Source organism: Paenibacillus sp. p3-SID867 (genome assembly GCF_025142895.1).
In the GTDB taxonomy this organism is placed as follows: Bacteria; Bacillota; Bacilli; order Paenibacillales; family Paenibacillaceae; genus Paenibacillus_AQ.
Genome location: NZ_JAMBDM010000004.1, coordinates 14239 through 37040, shown reverse-complemented (window position 1 = coordinate 37040; position 22802 = coordinate 14239). Strand labels below are relative to the sequence as shown.

General features: G+C 51.5%; 22 protein-coding genes. 17 read left to right on the top strand and 5 right to left on the bottom strand.

What is annotated here, in order from left to right; genetic code table 11:
* The first annotated feature begins 70 nt into the window (after positions 1–70).
* The 5 genes from acpP (at position 71) to ftsY (ending at position 7223) form a co-directional block, all read left to right on the top strand.
* A complete protein-coding gene (gene acpP / locus M4D81_RS09090; RefSeq protein WP_006211375.1) occupies positions 71–304 on the top strand; it encodes an acyl carrier protein in 234 nt (77 codons plus the stop codon).
* A 164-nt stretch (positions 305–468) separates the two neighbouring features.
* Positions 469–1707, top strand: a complete 1239-nt coding sequence (gene fabF, locus M4D81_RS09085) for a beta-ketoacyl-ACP synthase II (protein WP_260065773.1) — start codon at positions 469–471, stop codon at positions 1705–1707.
* Between the two features lie 12 nt (positions 1708–1719).
* On the top strand, positions 1720–2418 hold the full coding sequence (rnc, locus tag M4D81_RS09080) for a ribonuclease III (RefSeq protein WP_071220044.1): 699 nt from the start codon (positions 1720–1722) through the stop codon (positions 2416–2418).
* A 206-nt stretch (positions 2419–2624) separates the two neighbouring features.
* Entirely contained in the window at positions 2625–6194 is a 3570-nt protein-coding gene (gene smc, locus M4D81_RS09075; protein WP_071220045.1) for a chromosome segregation protein SMC, read from the top strand.
* A 27-nt stretch (positions 6195–6221) separates the two neighbouring features.
* Positions 6222–7223, top strand: coding sequence for a signal recognition particle-docking protein FtsY (gene ftsY / locus M4D81_RS09070; protein WP_071220046.1), 1002 nt, complete (start codon positions 6222–6224; stop codon positions 7221–7223).
* Positions 7224–7314: 91 nt separating this feature from the next.
* Here the strand turns inward: ftsY and M4D81_RS09065 are convergent, their stop codons facing one another.
* From M4D81_RS09065 to M4D81_RS09045, 5 genes are all read right to left on the bottom strand, one after another.
* Positions 7315–7518 (bottom strand): hypothetical protein, encoded by a 204-nt coding sequence (locus M4D81_RS09065; protein WP_071220047.1) that lies wholly within the window; start codon positions 7516–7518, stop codon positions 7315–7317.
* A gap of 62 nt (positions 7519–7580) precedes the next feature.
* Positions 7581–7901, bottom strand: coding sequence for a hypothetical protein (locus tag M4D81_RS09060; protein ID WP_071220048.1), 321 nt, complete (start codon positions 7899–7901; stop codon positions 7581–7583).
* A gap of 19 nt (positions 7902–7920) precedes the next feature.
* Positions 7921–8931: a polysaccharide pyruvyl transferase family protein gene (locus M4D81_RS09055; protein ID WP_260065771.1), complete on the bottom strand. Its 1011-nt coding sequence runs from the start codon at positions 8929–8931 to the stop codon at positions 7921–7923.
* 29 nt (positions 8932–8960) lie between these two features.
* A complete protein-coding gene (locus tag M4D81_RS09050; RefSeq protein WP_260065770.1) occupies positions 8961–10133 on the bottom strand; it encodes a glycosyltransferase family 2 protein in 1173 nt (390 codons plus the stop codon).
* Positions 10130–11158, bottom strand: a complete 1029-nt coding sequence (locus M4D81_RS09045) for a glycosyltransferase family protein (RefSeq protein ID WP_071220051.1) — start codon at positions 11156–11158, stop codon at positions 10130–10132. Before M4D81_RS09045 ends, M4D81_RS09050 begins: the two co-directional genes overlap by 4 nt.
* 205 nt (positions 11159–11363) lie before the next feature.
* On the opposite strand from M4D81_RS09045, the gene wecB reads away from it, so the two are divergent.
* The 12 genes from wecB (at position 11364) to lepB (ending at position 22748) form a co-directional block, all read left to right on the top strand.
* Positions 11364–12482, top strand: coding sequence for a non-hydrolyzing UDP-N-acetylglucosamine 2-epimerase (gene wecB, locus M4D81_RS09040; protein ID WP_260065768.1), 1119 nt, complete (start codon positions 11364–11366; stop codon positions 12480–12482).
* A gap of 120 nt (positions 12483–12602) precedes the next feature.
* Entirely contained in the window at positions 12603–13250 is a 648-nt protein-coding gene (gene trhA / locus M4D81_RS09035; RefSeq protein WP_071220052.1) for a PAQR family membrane homeostasis protein TrhA, read from the top strand.
* Between the two features lie 137 nt (positions 13251–13387).
* Entirely contained in the window at positions 13388–13744 is a 357-nt protein-coding gene (locus tag M4D81_RS09030) for a putative DNA-binding protein (RefSeq protein ID WP_071220053.1), read from the top strand.
* A 21-nt stretch (positions 13745–13765) separates the two neighbouring features.
* Positions 13766–15148 carry a signal recognition particle protein gene (gene ffh / locus M4D81_RS09025; protein WP_071220054.1) on the top strand — a complete coding sequence of 461 codons (1383 nt, stop codon included), beginning with the start codon at positions 13766–13768 and terminating at the stop codon, positions 15146–15148.
* A gap of 48 nt (positions 15149–15196) precedes the next feature.
* On the top strand, positions 15197–15469 hold the full coding sequence (gene rpsP, locus M4D81_RS09020) for a 30S ribosomal protein S16 (protein WP_006211361.1): 273 nt from the start codon (positions 15197–15199) through the stop codon (positions 15467–15469).
* A 21-nt stretch (positions 15470–15490) separates the two neighbouring features.
* Positions 15491–15721 carry a KH domain-containing protein gene (locus M4D81_RS09015; RefSeq protein ID WP_006211360.1) on the top strand — a complete coding sequence of 77 codons (231 nt, stop codon included), beginning with the start codon at positions 15491–15493 and terminating at the stop codon, positions 15719–15721.
* A 111-nt stretch (positions 15722–15832) separates the two neighbouring features.
* Positions 15833–16354: a ribosome maturation factor RimM gene (gene rimM / locus M4D81_RS09010; protein WP_260065765.1), complete on the top strand. Its 522-nt coding sequence runs from the start codon at positions 15833–15835 to the stop codon at positions 16352–16354.
* A 3-nt stretch (positions 16355–16357) separates the two neighbouring features.
* The gene (trmD, locus tag M4D81_RS09005) at positions 16358–17173 is read left to right on the top strand and encodes a tRNA (guanosine(37)-N1)-methyltransferase TrmD (RefSeq protein WP_260065763.1); all 816 of its coding nucleotides are present in this window, start codon (positions 16358–16360) and stop codon (positions 17171–17173) included.
* A gap of 165 nt (positions 17174–17338) precedes the next feature.
* Positions 17339–21196: a collagen-like repeat preface domain-containing protein gene (locus M4D81_RS09000; RefSeq protein WP_260065761.1), complete on the top strand. Its 3858-nt coding sequence runs from the start codon at positions 17339–17341 to the stop codon at positions 21194–21196.
* A 110-nt stretch (positions 21197–21306) separates the two neighbouring features.
* The gene (locus M4D81_RS08995; protein WP_162939111.1) at positions 21307–21450 is read left to right on the top strand and encodes a hypothetical protein; all 144 of its coding nucleotides are present in this window, start codon (positions 21307–21309) and stop codon (positions 21448–21450) included.
* Between the two features lie 235 nt (positions 21451–21685).
* Positions 21686–22030 (top strand): 50S ribosomal protein L19, encoded by a 345-nt coding sequence (rplS, locus tag M4D81_RS08990; protein ID WP_015736355.1) that lies wholly within the window; start codon positions 21686–21688, stop codon positions 22028–22030.
* 103 nt (positions 22031–22133) lie between these two features.
* A complete protein-coding gene (gene lepB / locus M4D81_RS08985) occupies positions 22134–22748 on the top strand; it encodes a signal peptidase I (RefSeq protein WP_036663956.1) in 615 nt (204 codons plus the stop codon).
* Positions 22749–22802 lie beyond the last annotated feature (54 nt).

The following is a 22802-nucleotide window of genomic DNA, read 5'->3' as shown; positions in this document are numbered from 1 at the left end:
TCGTTTTCAAATGCCTTCTATGGCAATTTGAAGTCATATCTCGTATAATTACCAAGAGGAGGTGAGCCGGATGTCCGATGTATTGGAACGCGTGAAACGCATCGTTATCGACCGCCTGGGTGTTGACGAAGCCGACGTAACATTAGAAGCATCTTTCAAAGACGACCTTGGAGCTGATTCTCTCGATGTAGTTGAATTGGTGATGGAGTTGGAAGATGAGTTTGATATGGAGATCTCTGATGAAGATGCGGAGAAAATTACGACCGTAGGTGAAGTTGTAAACTACATACAATCTCATACCTAAGTCATTACAGTTAAGTCCCGTTCTTTAGCAAGACGGGACTTCTCCACATTCAATCCAAGCTTTTTTAGCACAAACAAGTGATAGATTATTACTGCCTTCGTTATCATGAGTCTGCATATGCGGCTTCATAGATGGACGGGCAGTCCATATAGAGGTGAAACTGTTTGAAACATAGAGTCGTTGTAACAGGAATGGGCGTCATGACCTCGATTGGTCAAGACCTGGATACATTCTGGAACAGTTTGATGGAAGGCAAGTCTGGCGTATCCCGCATCGAAGCATTTGATGTGAGTGATTACACAACACAGATCGCAGCATCCATGAAGGATTTTAATCCGGAGGATTACATGGATCGCAAAGAAGCCCGCAGGATGGACCGTTTTGTACAGCTTGCGGTTGCAGCCGGTTCGAAGGCGCTGGAGGACAGTGGCCTTGAAATTGGCGTGAATGCCGATGCAGAACGGGTTGGCGTTTCGATCGGATCGGGTATCGGCGGTTTGGGCACTTGGGAGGATCAGCATAATATCCTGCTCGAAAAAGGCCCGAAACGTGTAAGCCCCTTCTTTATTCCAATGATGATCGCTAACATGGCCTCAGGCCAGATGTCGATCAATCTGGGAGCCAAGGGTCCGAACACCACACAGGTTACGGCTTGTGCTACCGGAACGCATTCGATCGGCGATTCATACCGTCTGATACAGCGCGGTGATGCCGATGTCATGATCTGCGGCGGGGCGGAGGCAACCATTCGTCCAACAGGGATGGCTGGTTTCTGCGCTATGCGTGCAATGTCAACCCGTAATGACGAGCCGGAAAAAGCCAGTCGGCCATTCGATACCGGCCGCGACGGTTTTGTTATGGGTGAAGGCGCGGGCGTGCTCGTGATCGAATCCCTGGAGCATGCGTTGAAACGCGGTGCCAAAATTTATGCCGAGGTGGTTGGCTATGGCCTTAGTGCCGATGCCCATCATATTACCGAGCCGGATCCGGATGGAGCAGCTCGCTGCATGAAGATGGCGATCCGTGACGCAGGCATTGCGCCGGAGGATGTGGATTACATTAATGCTCACGGGACTTCAACGCCGGTGGGAGACCGCTCGGAAACGAAGGCCGTTAAGATGGCTCTCGGTGACCATGCCTATAAAGTAGCCGTTAGTTCAACCAAGTCGATGACGGGTCATTTACTTGGGGCTGCCGGCGGCGTTGAAGCGGTTATCTGCGGGCTGAGCTTGAAGAACCAAACCATTGCACCAACGATTAACCTGGATGATCAAGATCCGGAGTGCGATCTTGACTACGTACCGAATCACCCGCGTAAAGCCGATTTGGATATCGTCATGTCCAATTCGTTCGGATTTGGCGGGCATAATGCCACGATTATCCTGAAAAAATACGCCGAGTAAGGGGACAGTGTGTTGAGTGGAGATCTGAAGCAGTTACAGCATAAACTTCAAATCCAGTTTCGCAATGCAATGCTGCTGAAGCAGGCCTTTACCCACGCATCTTATGTAAACGAACATCGCTTCAGTCAGAGCCAGGACAACGAGCGTCTTGAATTTCTAGGGGATGCTGTTCTGGAACTGACGGTGAGCGAATTCTTATACAACCTTTTTCCGGACCGTCCGGAAGGCGAGTTAACCAAGCTGCGGGCCGCTATCGTATGTGAGCCCTCCCTGGTGCAATTCGCTGTAGGTCTGGACTTTGGTCGTTACGTTCTGTTAGGCAAAGGAGAGGAAATGACGGGCGGTCGAACCCGCCCGGCACTTCTGGCAGACGTATTTGAGTCATTTGTGGGGGCGCTTTATCTGGATCAGGGATTGGAAGCGGTTCGCCGGTTTTTAAGCGACCATGTCTTTCCCACGGTGACCGTCAACGGTCGTCCGCAGATGAGCGATTATAAGACTGAGCTTCAGGAACTGACCCAGCATCACGGCATGGGCGCACTGGAATATCGTATCGTAGAAGAGCGAGGACCGGCACATGAGCGGGAGTTTGTCTCGGAGGTATACATGGGAAGCGAATGTCTTGGACGCGGAAGCGGCAGATCCAAGAAAGAAGCCGAGCAGCAAGCAGCGGCAGTAGCCTTAAAGCAGCTGAAACGTGCGGATGCCTAAAGCTTCGCTGATGTGATGACAAACAAAGAGCAAAGAGCAGTCAAGCGGATAACCGGACCCGGATAGGATGACTGTTTTTTGCTCTTTTCGTTGTCTGTCTTTTGATCAAGGGACAGCTGCTTATAACGTTGATGGACCTCGTCCAAAGACGGCGGTGAAGCCGATTCTACTTATGTTACAATAGCAGGAGAGGTGATAGTTCGAATATGTTTTTGAAACGGATCGAGTTAGCAGGATTTAAATCGTTTGCCGACAAGACGGAGATGGAATTTGTCCGGGGAATTACAGCCGTTGTAGGTCCGAATGGCAGCGGAAAGAGCAACATTTCCGATGGGATCCGCTGGGTGCTTGGCGAGCAGAGCGCCAAATCGCTTCGCGGCGGCAAGATGGAGGACATTATCTTTGCCGGAAGCGATGCGCGTAAAGCGGTTAATTATGGAGAGGTCTCCCTTACTCTGGATAATGAGGATCATGTACTACCGCTTGATTTTAATGAGGTAACCGTAACTAGGAGGGTGCACCGCAGCGGGGACAGCGAGTATTTCATTAATAGGCAATCATGCCGACTCAAGGATATTACGGAGCTGTTCATGGACACGGGAATTGGTAAAGAAGCCTATTCCATCATTGGACAAGGCCGTATCGAGGAAATATTGAGTACACGTTCAGAAGATCGCCGGGGGATTTTTGAGGAAGCATCCGGGATCGTTAAATATAAATCTCGTAAAAAAGAGTCTGTGCGCAAGCTGGATGAAACAGAGCAAAACCTGCTTCGCATCCATGACTTGGTCACGGAGCTTGAGGATCAGATCGGACCACTCAAAGAGCAGTCCGAGAAGGCCATTCGCTACAAGGAGCTTCGGGAGAAGCTGAAGCACAAGGAAATCTCGCTGTATGTGTATCAGATCGAACAGATACATACCTCATGGAGCGAGGCCAATGCGAAGCTTGAACAGCTGAAGGAAGAGCAGCTCGCGCTGTCCACCGTTGTATCCGCGCACGATGCCAAACTGGAGAGTGACAGATCAGCGCTGCGCCAGCTGGAGCAGGAAGTTGAGGATCTGCAGAGCCAGCTGCTTCAATTCAGTGAGCTGTTCGAGAAGAGCGAAGGCTATGGCGAGGTGCTCAAGGAACGCCGCCGCAACCTGGAACGTACGCGCGAGCAGCTGGAAGAAAGTTTGCAATCAGGCGATCAACGTCTTGGAGCGCGCGTAGGCGAGCTTGCGAGCATGAAGAGCAAGCTGCAGGAACTACAGCAGGAATTAACCCAAGTGCGGGACCAGCTGTCAGCGGAAGAAGCGAAGCTGGTGGGCGTAACCGGCGGAATCAGCCAGCAGCAGGAAGAGAGCTTGAAGGGGAATTTGCTGGAGCTTATGAACCAAATGGCTCAAGCCCGGAATGAAATCCGTTACGCCGACCAGCAGCAGGAGGCGCTGGATCGGCGGATGAATCGGGCGCAAGAGGAGTCGGGTAAATGGGAAGCCCTGAAAGAGGATCTGCTCCGCCGCAAAGATAGCATCGATCGAAGTATTGAACGCTTCGGTAAAGAGATTGCAGAACTCCGCAGCGGTTATATCAGCGAGAGTGAGCGATATCAATCCCTGCAGAAATTGCAGGAAGAGACGCAGGGAGCCCTTCGGAAATGGGAGCAGAAGCGGGAGGCGCAAATTTCCCGCCGCGATACCATGAAAGAGCTTCAGGACGATTTTGACGGATTTATGCTGGGTGTTAAGGAAGTACTGAAGGCTTCCCGCAAATCCGTGCTCCATGGGGTCCACGGTGCGGTGGCCGAGCTGATTCGTGTACCGGAAAAGCTGGAGCTTGCGATGGAGACAGCCCTTGGCGCATCGGTTCAGCATATCGTCATGGAGAACGAATCCGTATCCAGGCAGGCGATTGCCTTCCTGAAGCAGCGCCAGTTAGGACGGGCAACCTTCCTGCCTTTGGACGTCATTCGTCCACGGAATGTATCCGCTTCGGATCGGCACTTGGCAGAAGGGGAAGCCGGGTTTGTAGGCTTTGGCTCCGAGTTGGTGAAGTATGATTCAAGATACAGCAACATCGTCGGCAGCCTACTGGGCAATGTCGTGATCGCCGAGACCCTGGAGCAAGCGAACAAGATTGCTGCAAGATTCTCCTATCGCTTCCGTGTCGTCACACTCGAGGGCGACGTGGTCAATGCAGGCGGATCCATGACAGGCGGCAGTCAGCACAAGAAAACGAACAGCCTGCTGGGACGCAAGCGTCAGCTGGAGCAGCTGGATCAGGAAATCACGGAGACCGAGAAGCAACTGGAGAAGCTGCAGCAGGGCATTGAAGGCGTCCGGAATCAAATGATCGAATCTCAGGATAAGCTGGACGAGCTTCGTAAAGCCGGAGACGACAAGCGAATCGAGGAACAGCAGGCTGCAGGGGACCGCAAGCAGCTTGAGCATGAGCTGCGCCACGTCCTCGAACAAGCCGAGCTGGCAGGCGAGGAGAAGAGCAGTCAAGAGAAGGAAGCCAAAGAGATTCAGGCAAGCCGTGAACGCGCGCAGAAGCTGTTGTCCGAGCTGGAGGAGGAAGAGAAATCAACCCATCTGGCGATCCAAGCTGCAGAATTTGCCCGTAAAGCTAATGAATCGGCGAAGGAAGAGCTTCAGAGTCAGCTGACCAACCTCAAGGTGCGCGAAGGAAAGCTGGATCAGGAAACCTTCTCGCTGGAAGAACAGCTCAAGCGTCTTCAGTCGGATGTCGACAACCACGAGAAGGAGCAGAAACAAAACCGCACGATGCTGGCCTCCGTTCAAGCCGACTTGAATCAGAACGAAAGCGAAAGCGTAAAGCAGATCGAGGATCTGAACCAGTACAAGCTGAAGAAGGAAGAGGCTACGCAGCAGCTGGAATTCAAGCGGGCTGCACGTACCGCGCTTAGCCGGAAGCTGGAGCTGGAAGAGAGCGAAACCAAGGAACAGCGCACGCAGCTGCGGGCCGTGGATGATCAGCTTCGCCAGACCGAGATTGGGGTAAACCGGCTCGATGTTGAGCTTGAGAATATATTGAAGAAATTGAGCGAGGACTATGAGCTGAGTTATGAGCTTGCCAAGCAGCGGTATCCGATTCCGGAAGACATCACTGGCGCTCAGAACGAAGTGCGTGACTTGAAGAGGTCGATAACTTCCCTGGGAGATGTCAATCTTGGGGCCATCGAAGAGTATCAGCGCGTTAATGAGAGATACCTGTTCTTAAGTGAGCAAAAGGCAGATCTGGTTGAAGCGAAGACGACCCTGTACCAGGTCATTAAGGAAATGGACGATGAAATGTCCAAGCGTTTCAAGCTGACGTTTGATGCGATCCGGCGGGAGTTCGGCACGGTATTTACGAAGTTGTTCGGAGGTGGACGTGCCGACCTGGTCCTGATCGATCCGGATCGATTGCTTGAGACGGGGATCGATATCGTTGCGCAGCCTCCTGGCAAGAAGCTGCAAAATCTGCAGCTTCTCTCCGGTGGAGAGCGTGCATTAACCGCTATGGCGCTGTTGTTTGCCATTCTGCAGGTGAAGCCGGTACCGTTCTGCGTACTGGATGAGGTCGAAGCGGCGCTTGACGAAGCGAATGTGGTCCGGTTTGCCCAGTATCTGCGGGAGTTCTCTGAGCAAACGCAGTTTATCGTGGTCACCCACCGCAAAGGAACGATGGAAGAGGCCGACGTGTTGTACGGCGTCACGATGGAAGAAGGCGGCGTGTCGAAGCTGGTGTCCGTCAAGCTTGAGAATGAGGAAGCGGAGATTGCCTAATTTAACATAACGACATGGAGGGTACGTATGAGCTTTTTTAAGAAGTTAAAAGAGAGCATTTCCAGCAAAACGGAAAACGTAACAAAACAGTTCCGGGACGGACTCGAGAAAACTCGGAAGGGATTTATCGAGAAAGTGTCGGACCTGGTCATTCGCCGGAAAAAGATCGATGAAGAATTTTACGAGGAATTGGAAGAGATTCTGATTGGTGCTGACGTCGGCGTCAATACGGTGATGGATCTGATGGACGATCTTCGTGCCGAAGTGAAGAAACGGCGGATTGAGGACGCTGCCGATCTGCAGCCGGTCTTGTCCGAGAAACTGATGGGACTCCTTCGTGATGACAGCAGCAATGAGCTGAGGGAGAATCCGGATGGAATTACGGTCATTCTGTTTGTCGGCGTTAACGGAGTCGGCAAAACCACCACGATTGGTAAGCTGGCACATCGTTACAAGCAGGAGGGCAAGAAGGTTTTGCTCGCCGCTGGCGACACATTCCGTGCAGGTGCGATTGAACAGCTGGAGGTATGGGGAGAACGGGTTGGCGTTGAAGTCATTAAACAGCAGCCCGGCTCAGACCCGGCAGCTGTTATGTTCGATGCGGTTCAAGCAGCCAAGCAGCGGCAAGCGGATGTTCTGCTCTGCGACACGGCGGGACGCCTTCAGAACAAAACGAATCTGATGGAAGAGTTGAATAAAATCTTCCGCGTTATTCAACGCGAAATCCCGAGCGCTCCGCATGAGGTGCTGATGGTCCTTGATGCGACGACAGGACAGAATGCGCTAAGCCAGGCGAAGCTGTTCGGAGAGAAGAGCGGTGTGACCGGCCTCGTATTAACCAAGCTGGATGGCACGGCTAAGGGCGGCATCGTTATCGCGATTCGGCAGGAGTTGAATCTTCCGGTGAAGCTGGTAGGCTTGGGAGAGAAAATGGGCGATCTCCAGACCTTTGACTCGGAGCAGTTCGTTCATGCCCTCTTTGCGGGTTTGATTAAAGAAGAAGAGAATGCCGCAGAACAACAAGGCTAGGCACTTGTCTAGTCGCTATGTATACAAAAGGACCGAAAGTATAACTTTCGGTCCTTTTCCATGTTCGGTACAATCTACGGGCACATGCTTTTTATGAAGAGACGATTCGAACGAACTCAATCGAACGAAGCGGGATGATGGCAGTATCTGTAGGAGGACCATAGATGATGGGTGGTACTTTTAAGGTGATGGTTCCCTCGCCCACTTCGGTCAGCGTGCCGATGATCACATCTCCCGACACCGTTACTTCGGTTTCCGAGCCGATAAATCCTTGCAGCCAATCCACGTAGCGCATATCGGTTAACCTCCTTGCCGTTATGAAAGTTTGAAGCTGACATTCCGTATCATCTGAAGGTATTACTGAACGGAAGTAATATTGGCAAATGGAATCAGCACAAGGTCGCCCGATGCTTCACGGAGCTGAACACCATCTTCAGCAGTAGCCAGAACGACTCCTTCCAGCGTAACAAACGTTGTGCTGACCCGTACTTGTTGGCCGGTACGGACTTCGAAAAATTGAATCAGCTCCGGATTAATCGTTAAACCCGTGAGAACCTGACTCTCCAGTGACTCTACCCGTTCGGTTAGTTGACTGGTTTCCTGGCTTAGAAGTTCGACCTGCCGTGTTAACATTTTGACTCTGCCGGCAAGTCTTCTGCAGAACAGGAAGCAACACATAGTCATTCTCCTTTCTGTATTACCAACGGTTGTGCTCCTCGATATGGTTCTTTAAATCCAGAAGCGAAGCGGTGCTTTCTTCCTCCGCTGCACGGATCATGGGCATAATTCGCTCCACATGACCAGGGCCATATTTAAGGAAGGTTTCGGTTTTATCGACCAGCACATCAAGCGGCTGACGATAATCCGTAAAGTACTGACCGAGACGAAAAGAGCTCAGCAGGCTATGCACTTTGCTCATGGTGCTAAGCGCCAGTACAGGCTTGCCGCCGCGTAAAGCGGCTAGCGTCGGGTGAAGCTTGAATGATATCAGATAGTCCACGGATTGTATGAAGCTGTAGGTGAGCTCGATATCCATGAGAAACGGCAGCGTTTCAATGGAAGCGCCAGGGGTCAGCTCCCTTACCTTCTGCTGCAATTGCAGACAGGTGTTGTAATCGGAGTACGCGTTGCCCGGATGATGAATAACCGGAATAAGGACGGCATGATAACCTTTGGCGATAAGATGCCCCAGCAGTTTGGCCATGTTCTCCATCGGGAACGATTCATAGGAAAACACAACAACGCCAACGGTGGGGCGCTTAGAGAATCGTTTCACCGGGATATCGGGCTGACGATAACCGAATACCATATCAGGGGCGGTTTCAACATTTCGGTGGAAGCCTGCCCGCCTGGCGATGGCCGACGATCGATCATCCCGGAATACCGCGCGGTTTGCCTTGGAGATTATCTCCCGGTAGGCGGATACCTGCTCCTCAGGCCAGGTGTGTTCCGGGTAGGCGTCCACGATGCCGACACCGTAGACCCAGGTAGGCTGTCCTTTGAGCTGCGGAGGGAAGTAATAGGAATTGAATGAGTAGGGTGTAATTAAATCGCCACCACCGATGATAAAGGCATCCGTCTGGCGGGGATCCAATCGGGAGTTCCATGGATAGACGTGATGATCGTGGAATACCTGGCGAAGGGTGTGAAGAAATAAATCATCACCGAAGTTTCCCATTCCATAGTACCCGGAAGCGGCAATATGCATTTACGTATCACCTCCTTTTCAAGCGTTGTCTAGCTCTTGCCTGTTAGCTGACACCAGGCTTCGAAGAGGCTGCGGTTACGCTGGCTGGTGCTGCTGCCATAAAGGACGCGATGATACAAGACGGCATCGACCTGAACCGGTGAGCTGTGCTTAAGAAGCCTGGCGGTGACATCGATATCTTCGAAGATACGCCCGAGAAGATCCTCCCGATTCCACCAGCCGCCAATGGCGATTAAGGATGACTTGCGATACATTCGAGGGACAAGCGGGTGCCCATGTTGGGTCGTTCGATTTAAGGAAGCAGACCAGGACGAATAAAGATGGCCGGAATCAACGTTTCTTCTCCATAGGGGACCGAACTGCCTGGTTCGTTCCCAGCATCCATACCGCCCCGTGGCCATCCTGCCGTCCGGATTCTGGTCAAGCGCGTCAGACAGGAGTTCAATCGCATCCGGTGCCAGCCAGTCATCTCCATCCAATTCCAGAATATATCGACCCTTTGCTTCAAATAACAGCCGATTCATCATGATCGCCTTTCCGCGGTTACGCGATTGGGACAGGACCCGGATTCTGCTGTCAAGATAAGCGCAGGCTTCCTCCAGACTGTCGTCCTCCGAGCCGTCATCGCCTATTAGCAGCTCCCACTTATCGCTTGATTGAGCCAACACGGAACGGATGCTCCACCCTAAAGTGTCCTTCATATTATGAATGCTCATCAGAATGGAGATGACAGGCTGCGGAGGAATTTCAGGGGATAAAGCCCCTTTCGAACTGGCGGTATTCCCTCGCATTCTTGTTGCGGACAGAATAGGGAGAATATACTCCAGATCCTTTTGATACGGAGGATTTTGCGTCGGGTCCAGATGCATCGTAAGGCTTGGATCGGCGGGCAGCAGATCGTAAGGCAGAAATTTAGCAGCCGGAAGCCTGTTATCCCAGCGGGTGAGAGTAGCAAGCAGCCAGGTTTTTCTCCAATACAGAGGGGCGCCGTTCATGCATATACAGGCAATACGATCTGGAATATGGGGTGGTATCGGAATGGAATGCTGTGCGCTTTTATGGGAAAAAGACAAGGTACCGCTCCATAGAATCCACTCATGATCTATTTGTGAGATTTCCTGAATGATGTGTTCACGGTAGGCTGTCGTATCGATGTCCCTGTAGCCGAATGGCTGGGTACGGATTCTGGCATAGGGTTTCAATGGTGGTTCATGCCTTTGTCCAGGATGGCCTGGCGGATCACTTGATCGGCTTTCAATCCGCGTTCAACCCAGCGATTCTCTCTGGCGTAGGCAATGCGGGCCAATTTATGCTCTTCCGTGTCCGGCTGATGGAGCATGGAGGACAGCTTGCCCAAGAAATCATCATGGGTGGTCGCTGTAGTAACATGCGGCTCCATGGCGATGCATTCCGGCAGAGCCGTCGACAATACCCGGACACCGGATGCCAGATACTCGTATGCTTTGACTGGATTGGTTGCCAGCGTAATCGGATGATATTGGAAGGGGATCAATGCAACATCTATATGAGTCAGATAACGCTTGAGCTCCTGGTGTGGCTTTTCACCAAGTATATGCACATTGGGGAGCTTCGAATAATCGCCGGAGCTGCCGTAAGGAGCTCCAATGGAAACGAATTGGACGTTCGGAAAACGAAGGGCCGCCTTAGCGAACAGCTCATGATCTACCCAATAAGCCCAGGCGCCGATATAAGCGACAACAGGACCCGGAGGGAGATCGGTGGGTCTTTCACTGAATGGAATATGGAAAAATGAAGAGTCTGCGCCATTCGGGATCAGGGTAAGCGGTTTATCCGGATATGCCAGGGACAACCGGGTGTGAATCACCTCTGCGGTACATACGACATGGTCCGCTTCATCAATCATTTTGGGTTCATATTTTGCCCAATGCGGAAATTCATCACAGCAGTCGTAGATGGTGACGTCGGGTTTGAAGAGTGTGGAAATGCGCGTACGGAGCTTAGACCAGGTCGTCCAGACGACAATCGGATGTTCTTTGCGAAGGGCAGGCAGCTTTTTGTGCAAAAAGGTTTTGGTATCTGTGAACAGGAACACATTCGGTTCAATTTCTTTGAATTCCTTATCCAGCGGTGCCAGGTTTTCGAAGAAAACCTGATGACCAAGCGCGCCCAATTGAGCCATAAGCTGCTGCGGTCTCTGTTTCATATACGACCAGTTCATCGTTCTCGGATAAATGATAACAGCCAAGAGGTTTCCTCCTTTCTTTGTACTCGGGATAATATATGCGTTGCTAGCTTCATAGAATTGGACGAATAAGCCGAATCGCAGAAAAATGGTTGATTTCTACAAGCTTGCTCATGACCGGAACGAATCTATCAACTTTCCATATAATGCTTAAGATATGAGGTTTCAGATCTATCTTTTCATATAAAACGAGGGGGAGTGAAGGTTCGTGAAACATAAAAATGTTCTGGTTATATTCGGAACGCGTCCGGAAGCGATTAAAATGGCACCTTTGGTCAAGGAATTGGAGTCATCCCCGGGATTAACTCCAATCGTATGCGTAACCGCCCAGCACCGGGAGATGCTGGACCAGGTGCTTCGTTTTTTTGAAATCCAGACGCAAACGGATCTGAATATCATGAAGGAAGGGCAATCCTTATACAATTTGAGCGCTGACCTGCTAAAAGGGATGGAGAAGGTATTCCAAGCGAGAAAATATGATCTAGTGCTGGTCCATGGAGATACCACAACGGCATTCATTGGTGCTTTGGCAGCTTATTACGCAAAGGTTCCGGTGGGACATGTGGAAGCAGGGCTGAGGACGTATGACAAATACGCGCCGTTTCCAGAGGAGATGAATCGCGAGTGGATCGGCAGGGTGGCGGATATGCATTTTGCCCCGACGGCGCTGTCGGCAGCAAATCTCAAAGCCGAGAATCGTTCGGCTCACGTATATGTAACGGGAAACACGGGAATCGATGCAATGAAGTGGACGCTAAAGTCTCCTTTTAAACATCCGATACAGAACAAGTTACGGAAAGACAGCCGCTTAATACTGATGACCATGCATCGGCGGGAGAATTGGGGAGCACCGATGAAAGGGGTATTTGAGGCTGTGAAGCGGGTGATCCAGAAGCACCCTGACATTGAAGTGATATATCCGGTCCATCCGAACCCTGTACTACAGGAGGCGGTCGCGCAAGAGCTTGAGGGGCACGAGCGAATCCACTTGACCGAACCGCTCGATGTCGTTGATCTCCATCATATCATGCAGCGTTCCTATCTGGTCTTGACGGATTCCGGCGGCATACAGGAGGAAGCGCCGTCACTGGGGAAGCCGGTTCTGGTACTGAGGGATAAAACCGAACGCCCGGAAGGGGTCACAGCAGGTACCCTAAAATGCGTTGGTACGGAGTGTGAAGCGGTTCAGGCAGAAATAGAGCGGCTGCTGACGGATAAGGAAGCGTACCACAGCATGGCCAGAGCCCATAATCCGTTTGGCGACGGCACCGCGTCCCGCCAAATCGTCAGCGCTATCCAGCAATTCTTCCAATCGCAGAAGGGCTGATATAGGGGACGGCTTTGATTTTGCATGCCCGAAGGGCGTATAATGAAGTATAAGTCGGGTTCAAAAAGTCAGTTTTTTTGAAATAACCTCTATAAGATTTCAAGCGAAAGGATACCTGTTATGGCCAATACTTACACTTATCCACGCAGAGAAGAGATAGCGAATGCAATAACGCATGGCATAGGAGCGGCGCTTAGCGTTGCTGCGCTGGTGCTCCTAATCGTATTTTCAAGTTTGAAAGGCACAGCCTGGCATGTGGTGAGCTTCACGATCTATGGCTCAACGATGCTCCTGCTGTATCTGAGCTCCACGCTCGTGCACGGTTTGAGAGACGGGAAAGCCAAGGATTTCTTTGAGTTTATGGATCACTCTTCCATTTACTTGTTCATCGCAGGGACGTATACGCCATTCCTGCTGGTTGCCATCCGGGGATCGCTGGGCTGGAGTCTTTTTGGGATTGTATGGGGCATTGCGCTGTTCGGTGTCGTGTTTAAAGCATTCTTCGTCAAGAAGTTTCTGTTCCTCTCCACGATATTCTATATTGCGATGGGCTGGCTGATCGTTATTGCCTGGAATCCGTTAACAGCGGTTGTAGCGCCTCAAGGGATGAATTTGCTTGCCATTGGAGGCGTGTTGTACACGCTGGGTACCATATTCTATGTGTGGCGGGGCTTCCCGTACCATCATGCTATCTGGCATTTGTTTGTGCTGGCGGGTTCGATTCTTCACTTTTTTGCGATACTGATATACCTTCTTCCTATCGGTTGAACGGGTAGGAAGAAGGCTTCCTGCACATGGAGAAGGATGACAAGGGAAATGGCTTGACATCCTTCTTTGTTTTTTGTATGATAAGGTTCGTTAAGCGAACTGTAAAGTGTTTTTCCTTGACGAGGGGGTGCCCTTAAATGAGTCAGGAGAATCGGCTCGAGAAGACGAACCGGATCAATTTGCTGTTCGATTTCTATGAGCAGCTGCTGACAGAGAAACAGCAGACCTTTTTGAAATATTATTTCCATGATGATTTTTCCCTTGGAGAAATCGCTGGTGAATTTGAGATTAGTCGTCAGGCCGTCTACGAGCATATTAAGCGCGCAGAACAGGTCCTCGAGTCCTATGAAGAGAAGTTGGGGCTCCTGAGCAAGCATGAAACGCGCATCCGGGAGCTGGATAAGTTTCGGGTAATGGTGGAGCGTAGCGACCTGGGTGAACATGATAAGAATGTAATGACCGATATGGTCGAACGATTAAAAGTATGGGATTAAGTATGAACGGAGGTGGCGGATATGGCGTTTGAAGGATTGACCAGCAGACTACAGAATGTGTTCAGCAAGCTTCGTGGTAAAGGCAAGGTGTCCGAGGAAGATGTAACAGCCGCCATGCGTGAAGTCAGACTCGCGCTTCTCGAAGCCGACGTTAACTTCAAAGTGGTTAAGGATTTCGTATCCAAAGTAAAAGAGAAGGCCATCGGCAAGGAAGTGATGGACAGCTTTACGCCCGGCATGGTGATCATTGACATCGTTAATAAAGAACTGACGGAGTTGATGGGAGGAAGCCAAGCCAAACTGGCGAAGAGCAACAAGCCGCCAACAGTTATTATGATGGCCGGTTTGCAAGGTGCCGGTAAGACAACGACTTCGGGTAAGCTGGCCAAGCTGCTTCAGAAGCAGAACAGCCGACCGCTGCTCGTTGCCGGCGATATTTATCGTCCAGCGGCGATCAAACAGCTCGAAGTACTCGGCAGTCAGATCAACGTACCGGTGTTCTCGCTAGGAGACAAGACAAGCCCGGTTGAAATCGCAAAACAGGGCCTCCAGCATGCCAAAGATAACGGTCACGATTATGTCATTATCGATACCGCCGGCCGTCTTCATGTCGATGAAGAGCTGATGGAAGAATTGAAGCAGATTCACAGCGTAGTGAATCCTGATGAAGTCCTGCTTGTCGTTGATGCGATGACAGGTCAGGATGCGGTGAATGTCGCGGAAAGCTTCAATCAGCAATTGACGCTCACGGGCGTTGTACTGACGAAGCTGGACGGCGATACCCGAGGCGGTGCCGCCCTCTCGGTTAAGGCCGTTACCGGATGTCCGATCAAATTCGCCGCACTTGGCGAGAAGATTGATGCGCTCGAACCGTTCCATCCGGAACGAATGGCATCGCGGATTCTCGGCATGGGCGATATGCTGTCGCTTATCGAGAAAGCACAATCGAACATTGATGCAGACAAGGCCAAGGAAATGGAACGTAAAATGCGTAATGCCGAATTTACGTTTGAGGATTTCCTGGAGCAGATGGATCAGGTCAAGAAGCTCGGTCCTCTGGATCAGCTGATGGATATGATTCCCGGCATGGGCAAGATGAAGCAAGCCAAGGATCTCAAGGTGGACGAGAAGCAGATGGGACGCATTGAGGCTATTGTTCACTCCATGACAACAGCGGAGAAGCAGCAGCCTGACATTATCAATCATAATCGTCGTAAACGGATTGCGGCGGGCAGCGGAACCTCGCTGGCTGAAGTGAACCGGCTCATCAAGCAGTTTGACGAAATGCGCCGAGTGATGAAACAGTTCTCGGATATGATGGGTCCTAAAGGCGGCAAGAACAAGGCCATGAAACAGCTGAAAGGCTTGACTGGCGGAAAAGGCATGAAATTCCCGTTTCGTTAAGTCACGGTGATATCGAATGGACATTTTTTGAAGGAGGTGAATTTTCAAATGGCAGTACGTATTCGTCTGAAACGCATGGGTGCTCACAAGGCTCCTTTCTACCGCGTGGTGGTTTCTGATTCCCGTTCCCCGCGTGATGGCCGTTTTATCGAGGAAATCGGTTATTACAATCCGGTTGCTCAACCGGCTGAAGTTAAGATCGATGAAGAGAAAGCACTGAACTGGCTTCAAAATGGTGCGCAAGCATCTGACACGGTTCGCAACTTGCTTAGCAAAGCGGGCGTAATGAAGAAGTTTCATGAGCTGAAGCATCAGAAATAAGACTGATCGCGAGGGTTATCTATGGAAGAATTAGTTCGCGTTATTGCTAAGGCTTTAGTGGATCATCCAGAAGATGTGACTGTGAAGACCGTTGAGAAGGAGCACTTGATTGTATATGAGCTGTACGTGCATCCTGACGATGTCGGGAAGGTCATAGGCAAACAAGGGCGTATCGCCAAATCATTGCGTACAGTCGTAACATCGGCGGCGGTTAAAATGGATAAACGGGTGACCGTTGATATCATTTCTTAAAATATACGAAAGGGGGTTAGGATGCATGTCCTAGCCCTTTTTCGTACATGCTGAAGAAATCAGCCGGTCATGCTAGTGTGAACGTTCATTAAGTGATGCAGGAGGAAGACCATGTCTGAAAAGTTGTTTACTGTAGGGAAAATCGTGAATACGCACGGCATCCGTGGGGAAGTTAAAGTCATGCCGCATACGGATTTTGCCGACCAGCGATTTGCTCCCAAGAGCCAGTTGTATATTGTCCCGGACAAGGGGAGCAAGATTGAAGTAACGGTGGATACATCCCGTTTTCATAAAAATATGTACATCCTTAAATTCAAGGAGCTGCATGGCATCAATGATGCCGAGAAATATAAAGGCTCGCTGCTGAAGATCACAGCAGATCTTCAAGAGGTGCTTCCGGAGAACGAGTACTACTTCCATGAGATTATTGGCTGCAAGGTGATGACCGATGAAGACCCTGCCGAGGAGCTCGGCACGATCTCCGAAATTTTGACGCCGGGCGCTAACGATGTATGGGTTGTCAGAACGCCTCAGGGAAAAGAAATTCTCCTTCCGGCCATACCGGATGTCGTACTTGATGTAGACAAGGAAGCGAAGCTTGTCCGCGTGCATCTCATGGAAGGGTTGTTATAGTCCATGCGGATTGATGTGCTGACGCTGTTCCCCGAGATGTTCGATGGTGTGTTTCATTCCAGTATTCTGGGGAAAGCGGCCGAAAAACAAATTGTGAGCTTGAATGCCATCAACTTCCGCCAGTATGCGGGAAACAAGCATGGTCAGGTCGATGATACACCATATGGCGGCGGTGGAGGAATGGTGTTAAAGCCGGACCCGATTTTTGCTGCGGTGGAGGATATTCTTGCTTCCAATGGGAATGAGATCGCGAATCATGATGATGTGGCTAATCCTGCAGGGGAGTTACCGGCGGAAGTCTCCGGAACAGCCAAGCCTCCGCGAGTCATTCTGATGTGTCCGCAAGGAGAGACTTTCACGCAGAAGAAGGCGGAAGAATTATCACAGGAAGACCATCTGGTGTTTATATGCGGGCATTACGAAGGTTACGATGAACGAATTCGTGAGTTTCTTGTTACCGATGAGTTGTCCATCGGAGATTATGTGCTCACCGGTGGAGAGCTGCCGGCGATGGTTGCCATCGATTCTGTAGTCCGATTACTTCCGGGTGTACTCGGCAATGAAACCTCGGCGGTCACGGATTCATTCAGCACAGGTTTGCTTGAATATCCGCACTATACACGTCCTGCTGAGTTTCGCGGCTGGAAAGTGCCGGATATCCTGCTAAGTGGCCATCATGCGAATATCGACGTGTGGCGTCGGGAACAAGCGCTTAAGCGGACATGGGAGCGTCGCCCGGAATTGTTAGACAAGCTGGAATTGTCCAAACAGGATCGAGCGTATATAGACAAGCTACAGCGAGAAGCGGGATCCTCATAAGTTTTTTTGCTCAATCGAAGAACAGATCTGTGAGCACAGGTCTGTTCTTTTTTTATTTCTTTAACGAACCGGTTTCACGCTTGCACCAGAACAAAATTCGTATGAATTGAATAGTGTGATAAATAGGCGTTTGCGGATGTATGAGATCGTAAGGGGTGAAATCGATTGAGGCAAGAAAGAAGGAAGCGTAGGGACAGCAAGGCTGTCATTCAGGGACTTACACCTGGACGAATCCGTGTAGGAAGGAACCAAGCCACTCGATTCGTTACATTGATCCGTCAATTAACGTCACTGTTACGCGCGTTTGTGGAACAGCCGGTTAACGAGAATTTCACGCTTATCAAAATACAATTGCAGAGCCTTAACGATCTGGTTTCGGGAATGAGGTTCTCGATGCGAGAACGGCGGGGGCTTAGGCTGGTCGTGCAGCAAATTGCAAGGATTTCCAATGCAGACAATCTGGAAGGCATCTTAACAAGATTGAACGAAGTCATGACGTTGTTTCAATCATATGGAGAACGAATTGGAGTCGGGGGCGAGATTGGTACGGATATCGCGGCTTCACAACAAGGTATTCAATCTAGGCTGGAGAATGCGTTTCCGAGTGCGGATGCTGTGCCGCTGGTCAATTTAATGAACAATCTGCCTTTTTATATTATGAATGCAGCGACGAATCCAGGGACATCGTCGCGCCAGCAGCTTGCAGAAGTACTCCAGGGCATCAACCATCAGGCTGCGAACTTAGGGAGTTCCGGACCACAGTTAAGTAGGCTGCAAGCAGCAGCGGATGGAATTCAAGCTTCGCTTCTGAATGGAGCTTCGCCGGAGCTTTTGAATGAACAGCTCACTAATTATACGAATGCTCTTTCAGGAGCGGTATCGACGTCAAACATTCCAGTGACTGTCCAACAAGCTGCCGTTCAATCTCTGGCAGCTGTATCAAGGACGAGCGCTGTGAGCGTTCAGGGTCTCACAATCCAGGAAACCTTAGAAAGCGTGCCGGGTAACGGTCAGCCGGGCGTGACGGGAGCGACAGGACCTACGGGAGAAGCAGGAGCGACGGGAGCTATTGGACCGACTGGTGCAACCGGATCGACCGGGTTGCCTGGAGTGCCGGGGGCAACCGGACCAACAGGTGCCATGGGTGCTACGGGACCAATAGGTCCGGAAGGACCACCGGGGGCGCCTGGCGGGATTACAGGAGCGACCGGAGCGACAGGTGTTACGGGAGCAATCGGAGTAACCGGGGTCACGGGAGCGACAGGGGCAACGGGAGCAACTGGAGAAACCGGGGCAACCGGGGTCACAGGAGCAGCAGGAGCCACGGGGGCAACGGGTGTTACGGGAGCAACTGGCGTGACGGGCGCAACGGGAGTAACTGGTGAAACTGGTGGTACAGGTGCAACAGGAGCAACTGGGGGAACAGGAGTAACAGGAGCGACGGGTGTAACTGGAGCGACTGGAGTAACTGGTGTAACAGGAGCCACAGGAGCCACCGGAGCAGCAGGAGCCACGGGAGCAACAGGAGTAACGGGAGCGACAGGTGAAACTGGTGTAACGGGAGTAACTGGTGTAACTGGTGGTACAGGGGCAACCGGAGCAACTGGAGAGACTGGTGCAACGGGAGCCACCGGAGTCACGGGAGCAGCAGGAGCCACGGGGGCAACAGGTGTTACGGGAGCGACAGGCGTGACAGGACCAACGGGAGCAACAGGAGAAACCGGAGTAACTGGAGCGACCGGAGTAACTGGAGCCACAGGTGTAACAGGAGCCACCGGAGCAGCAGGAGCAACTGGAGCAACTGGAGTGAGGGGAGCAACGGGTGTAATCGGAGCGACAGGTGTTACAGGAGCAACCGGGATCACCGGAGTAACAGGAGCCACCGGAGCAACAGGTTCGACGGGAGTAACTGGTGAAACAGGACCAACGGGAGCAACTGGAGCCACTGGAGCAGCAGGAGCCACAGGAGCAACGGGAGTTACGGGAGCCACCGGAGTCACAGGACCAACGGGAGCAGCAGGGGCAACGGGTGCTACGGGAGTAACTGGTGCAACTGGTGGTACAGGGGCAACCGGAGCAACGGGAGCGACGGGTGTAACGGGAGCCACAGGTGCCACGGGAGCAACGGGGGCAACAGGTGCCACGGGAGCAACGGGAGTTACGGGAGCGACAGGCGTGACAGGACCAACGGGAGCAACAGGAGCAACTGGGGTAACAGGAGCAACAGGTGCAATCGGAGCAACAGGAGCCACTGGAGAGACCGGTGCAACAGGAGTAATGGGAGCGACAGGTGTGACAGGAGCAACCGGGATCACCGGAGTAACAGGAGCTACGGGAGCAACAGGTTCGACGGGAATAACTGGTGAAACAGGAGCTACAGGACCAACGGGAGCGACTGGTGCAACTGGAGCCACCGGAGTCACAGGAGCAACTGGAGCAACGGGCGCAATTGGTGAAACTGGTGTTACGGGAGCAACAGGGGCTACAGGAGTCACAGGAGCAACGGGAGCCACAGGTGTAACGGGAGCAACAGGTCCGACCGGTGTCACGGGAGCAGCAGGTGCCACGGGGGCAACCGGAGTAACTGGTGCAACTGGTGAAACAGGAGTCACTGGGGCAACAGGAGCAACGGGAGTAACGGGTGAAACAGGAGCTACAGGACAAACGGGAGCGACGGGAGTAACTGGAGCCACAGGTGTAACGGGAGCCACAGGTGTAACTGGTGTAACAGGAGCCACCGGAGCCACCGGAGCAACAGGAGAAACTGGTGCAACAGGAGCCACAGGAGCAGCAGGAGAGACAGGTGCAACAGGACCAACGGGTGCAACCGGAGCAACGGGGGCGACTGGGGAGACTGGTGCACCTGGCGTAACGGGGGCTACGGGAGTAACTGGTGGTATAGGGGCAACCGGAGCAACTGGAGCAACGGGCGCAATTGGTGAAACTGGTGTTACGGGAGCAACAGGGGCTACAGGAGTCACGGGAGCAACGGGAGTAACTGGTGAAACAGGAGCTACAGGACCAACGGGAGTAACTGGAGCAACAGGTGTTACGGGAGCAATCGGAGCCACTGGAGAGACTGGTGCAACTGGCGTGAGGGGAGCCACAGGTGCAATCGGATCGACAGGTGTTACAGGTCCGGCTGGTACAACTGGAGCCACCGGAGTCACGGGAGCAACAGGTGCCACGGGGGCAACGGGAATAGCAGGAGCAACGGGGGCGACTGGAGAGACTGGTGCAACAGGAGTTACGGGAGCGACAGGTGTGACAGGAGCCACTGGAGAGACTGGTGCAACTGGCGCTACGGGAGCAACAGGCCCGACCGGTGCTACGGGAGCCACAGGAGAAACTGGCGTCACAGGAGCTACAGGAGCGACAGGAGCAACAGGAGCAACAGGTTCGACTGGCGCTACGGGAGCAACCGGAGTAACTGGAGCAACGGGAGTAACGGGAGCTGCAGGCGTGACAGGAGCCACCGGAGCAACCGGAGTAGCAGGAGCAACAGGAGCAACCGGTGCAGTAGGTGCTACAGGAGTAAGGGGAGCCACCGGAGCAACAGGGGTCACAGGAGCAACCGGTGCCACAGGTCCGGCAGGCCCGACGGGTCCAACCGGCTCTACTACCCTTGTGGGTGGAAGTGTTATCTATGCTAGCAATGGAGCCACTCAAAATGTGGCCATCAACTCACCGATTACTTTCTCAACCAGTACGCTTCAAGGCGTAACCTTCAATGGTACAACGACGCTGACTATAGTGACAGCAGGCTTTTACTATTTTAATTGGCAAGTTTCTATTGCTAATGGTCAGACAGCTCCGAACACATTCGGGATCGTTGTGAATGGAAATACTACGAATACGGCGAACATGAACTCGAATTCAACCAACGCCGAAGTTTCAGGCTCTGCCGTCATCAATTTAAGTGCAGGTAATACCGTTGAGCTTTATAATTTATCGCCGGTCACTAAATCGATAACGGCACCGCAAACCGCTGCAAGAATTTCTACCTTTAGAATCGGCTCATAGCGTCTGTTGTATACTTCAATGTCATTTTTTAAAAATGGCTGATGCATCGTCTCCTTCGGTGGGTAATAAGTATCTGGAGAAACACTTGAGAGACTGGGAGGCATCTTGTGATGACAGAACATCGACAACAACAGGAAGCAAAAATAGAAGAAACAAACCATACAGAAGTCCAATTCCAAACGGTAGACGACATTCTTGAATACTATGGCAAGCGCCACAAAGGCCTGCATGATTCGAAAGAAAGCGTAAATTAAGTTCAGCCTAACCGCTTCCGGCATGATCTTTCATGCTGGAAGTGGTTTTTTAAAGACCCGTGAGCGTCGAACGAGTTTGTAGATGAGGGTGTAAAGATAAAATACTTGATTCAGCCAGCAAAATATGTTACTATTTCTTTTGTTGTGAATACGGTGGTCCGCTGCGGATAATGAAGGAAATACATAAAGTTTCCGGAAGATGCAAGAACACCTGTGTGAGAGGAGGGAGTCATAGATGAATATCGTTCAAGCGATTACTCAAGAACAACTTCGTAAAGATATTCCGAGCTTTCGTCCTGGTGATACTTTAAAAGTACACGTTAAGGTTATCGAGGGAACTCGTGAGCGTATCCAGTTGTTTGAAGGTGTAGTAATTAAACGTCGCGGTGGCGGAATCAGTGAGACTTTTACCGTTCGTAAAATTTCTTACGGTGTTGGTGTGGAAAGAACTTTCCCAATCAACTCGCCTAAAATCGATAAAATCGAAGTGGCTCGCCGTGGTAAAGTGCGTCGTGCGAAGCTTTATTATCTTCGTGAACTGCGCGGTAAAGCAGCGAGAATTAAAGAAATTCGTCGTTAATTACAAGGCGGTAGAAAGGGGCTTGTGCGAATATACAAGCCCCTTTTGTATATCCAAAAATCGTTATCATGCGAAAGCGATCTATAGGGAAGGACGGTGGGTTATGGAGAAAGATCAACACCAGGAGGCCATTGAAACCAACGTGGGGAAACCGGCCAAAAAGGCTAAGAACGAGCTTGTAGAATGGCTGAAGGCTCTTCTCATTGCTCTGGTTCTCGTCGTTCTCATTCGCTGGCTTCTCTTTAAACCGTTTATTGTGCAGGGTCCATCCATGGAACCTAACTTTGTATCCAATCAGAAGCTGATCGTCAACGAGATTTTATATGATATCCGCAAACCCGAGCGTGGAGAAGTTATCGTGTTCCATGTTCCTGATGAGGGCAGGGATTTCATTAAACGCGTGATCGCAGTTGCTGGTGATACGGTTAAAGTTGAAGGCGATAAAGTGCTTGTCAATGGGGAGCCTGTGAATGAAACCTACATACAGGAAGCAATTGATCAAGCGCATGCTGAAAACAGATTATACAATAACACGGACTTCCCGAACTCGTTCGTTCAGGACGGCGTTGTGCCAGAGGGCCATGTGTTTGTGATGGGGGATAACCGCTCCAACAGCACGGACAGCCGTATGATAGGATATGTTCCTTTGGGGGATATTATCGGGCGAGCAGACTTGATCTTCTGGCCGATTAAAGACATAGGGCTCATCAACCATTAGCCATGGCGCTATAGAAACGATGAAAGTTTGCAGAGCAAAGTAGAGGTGACGACG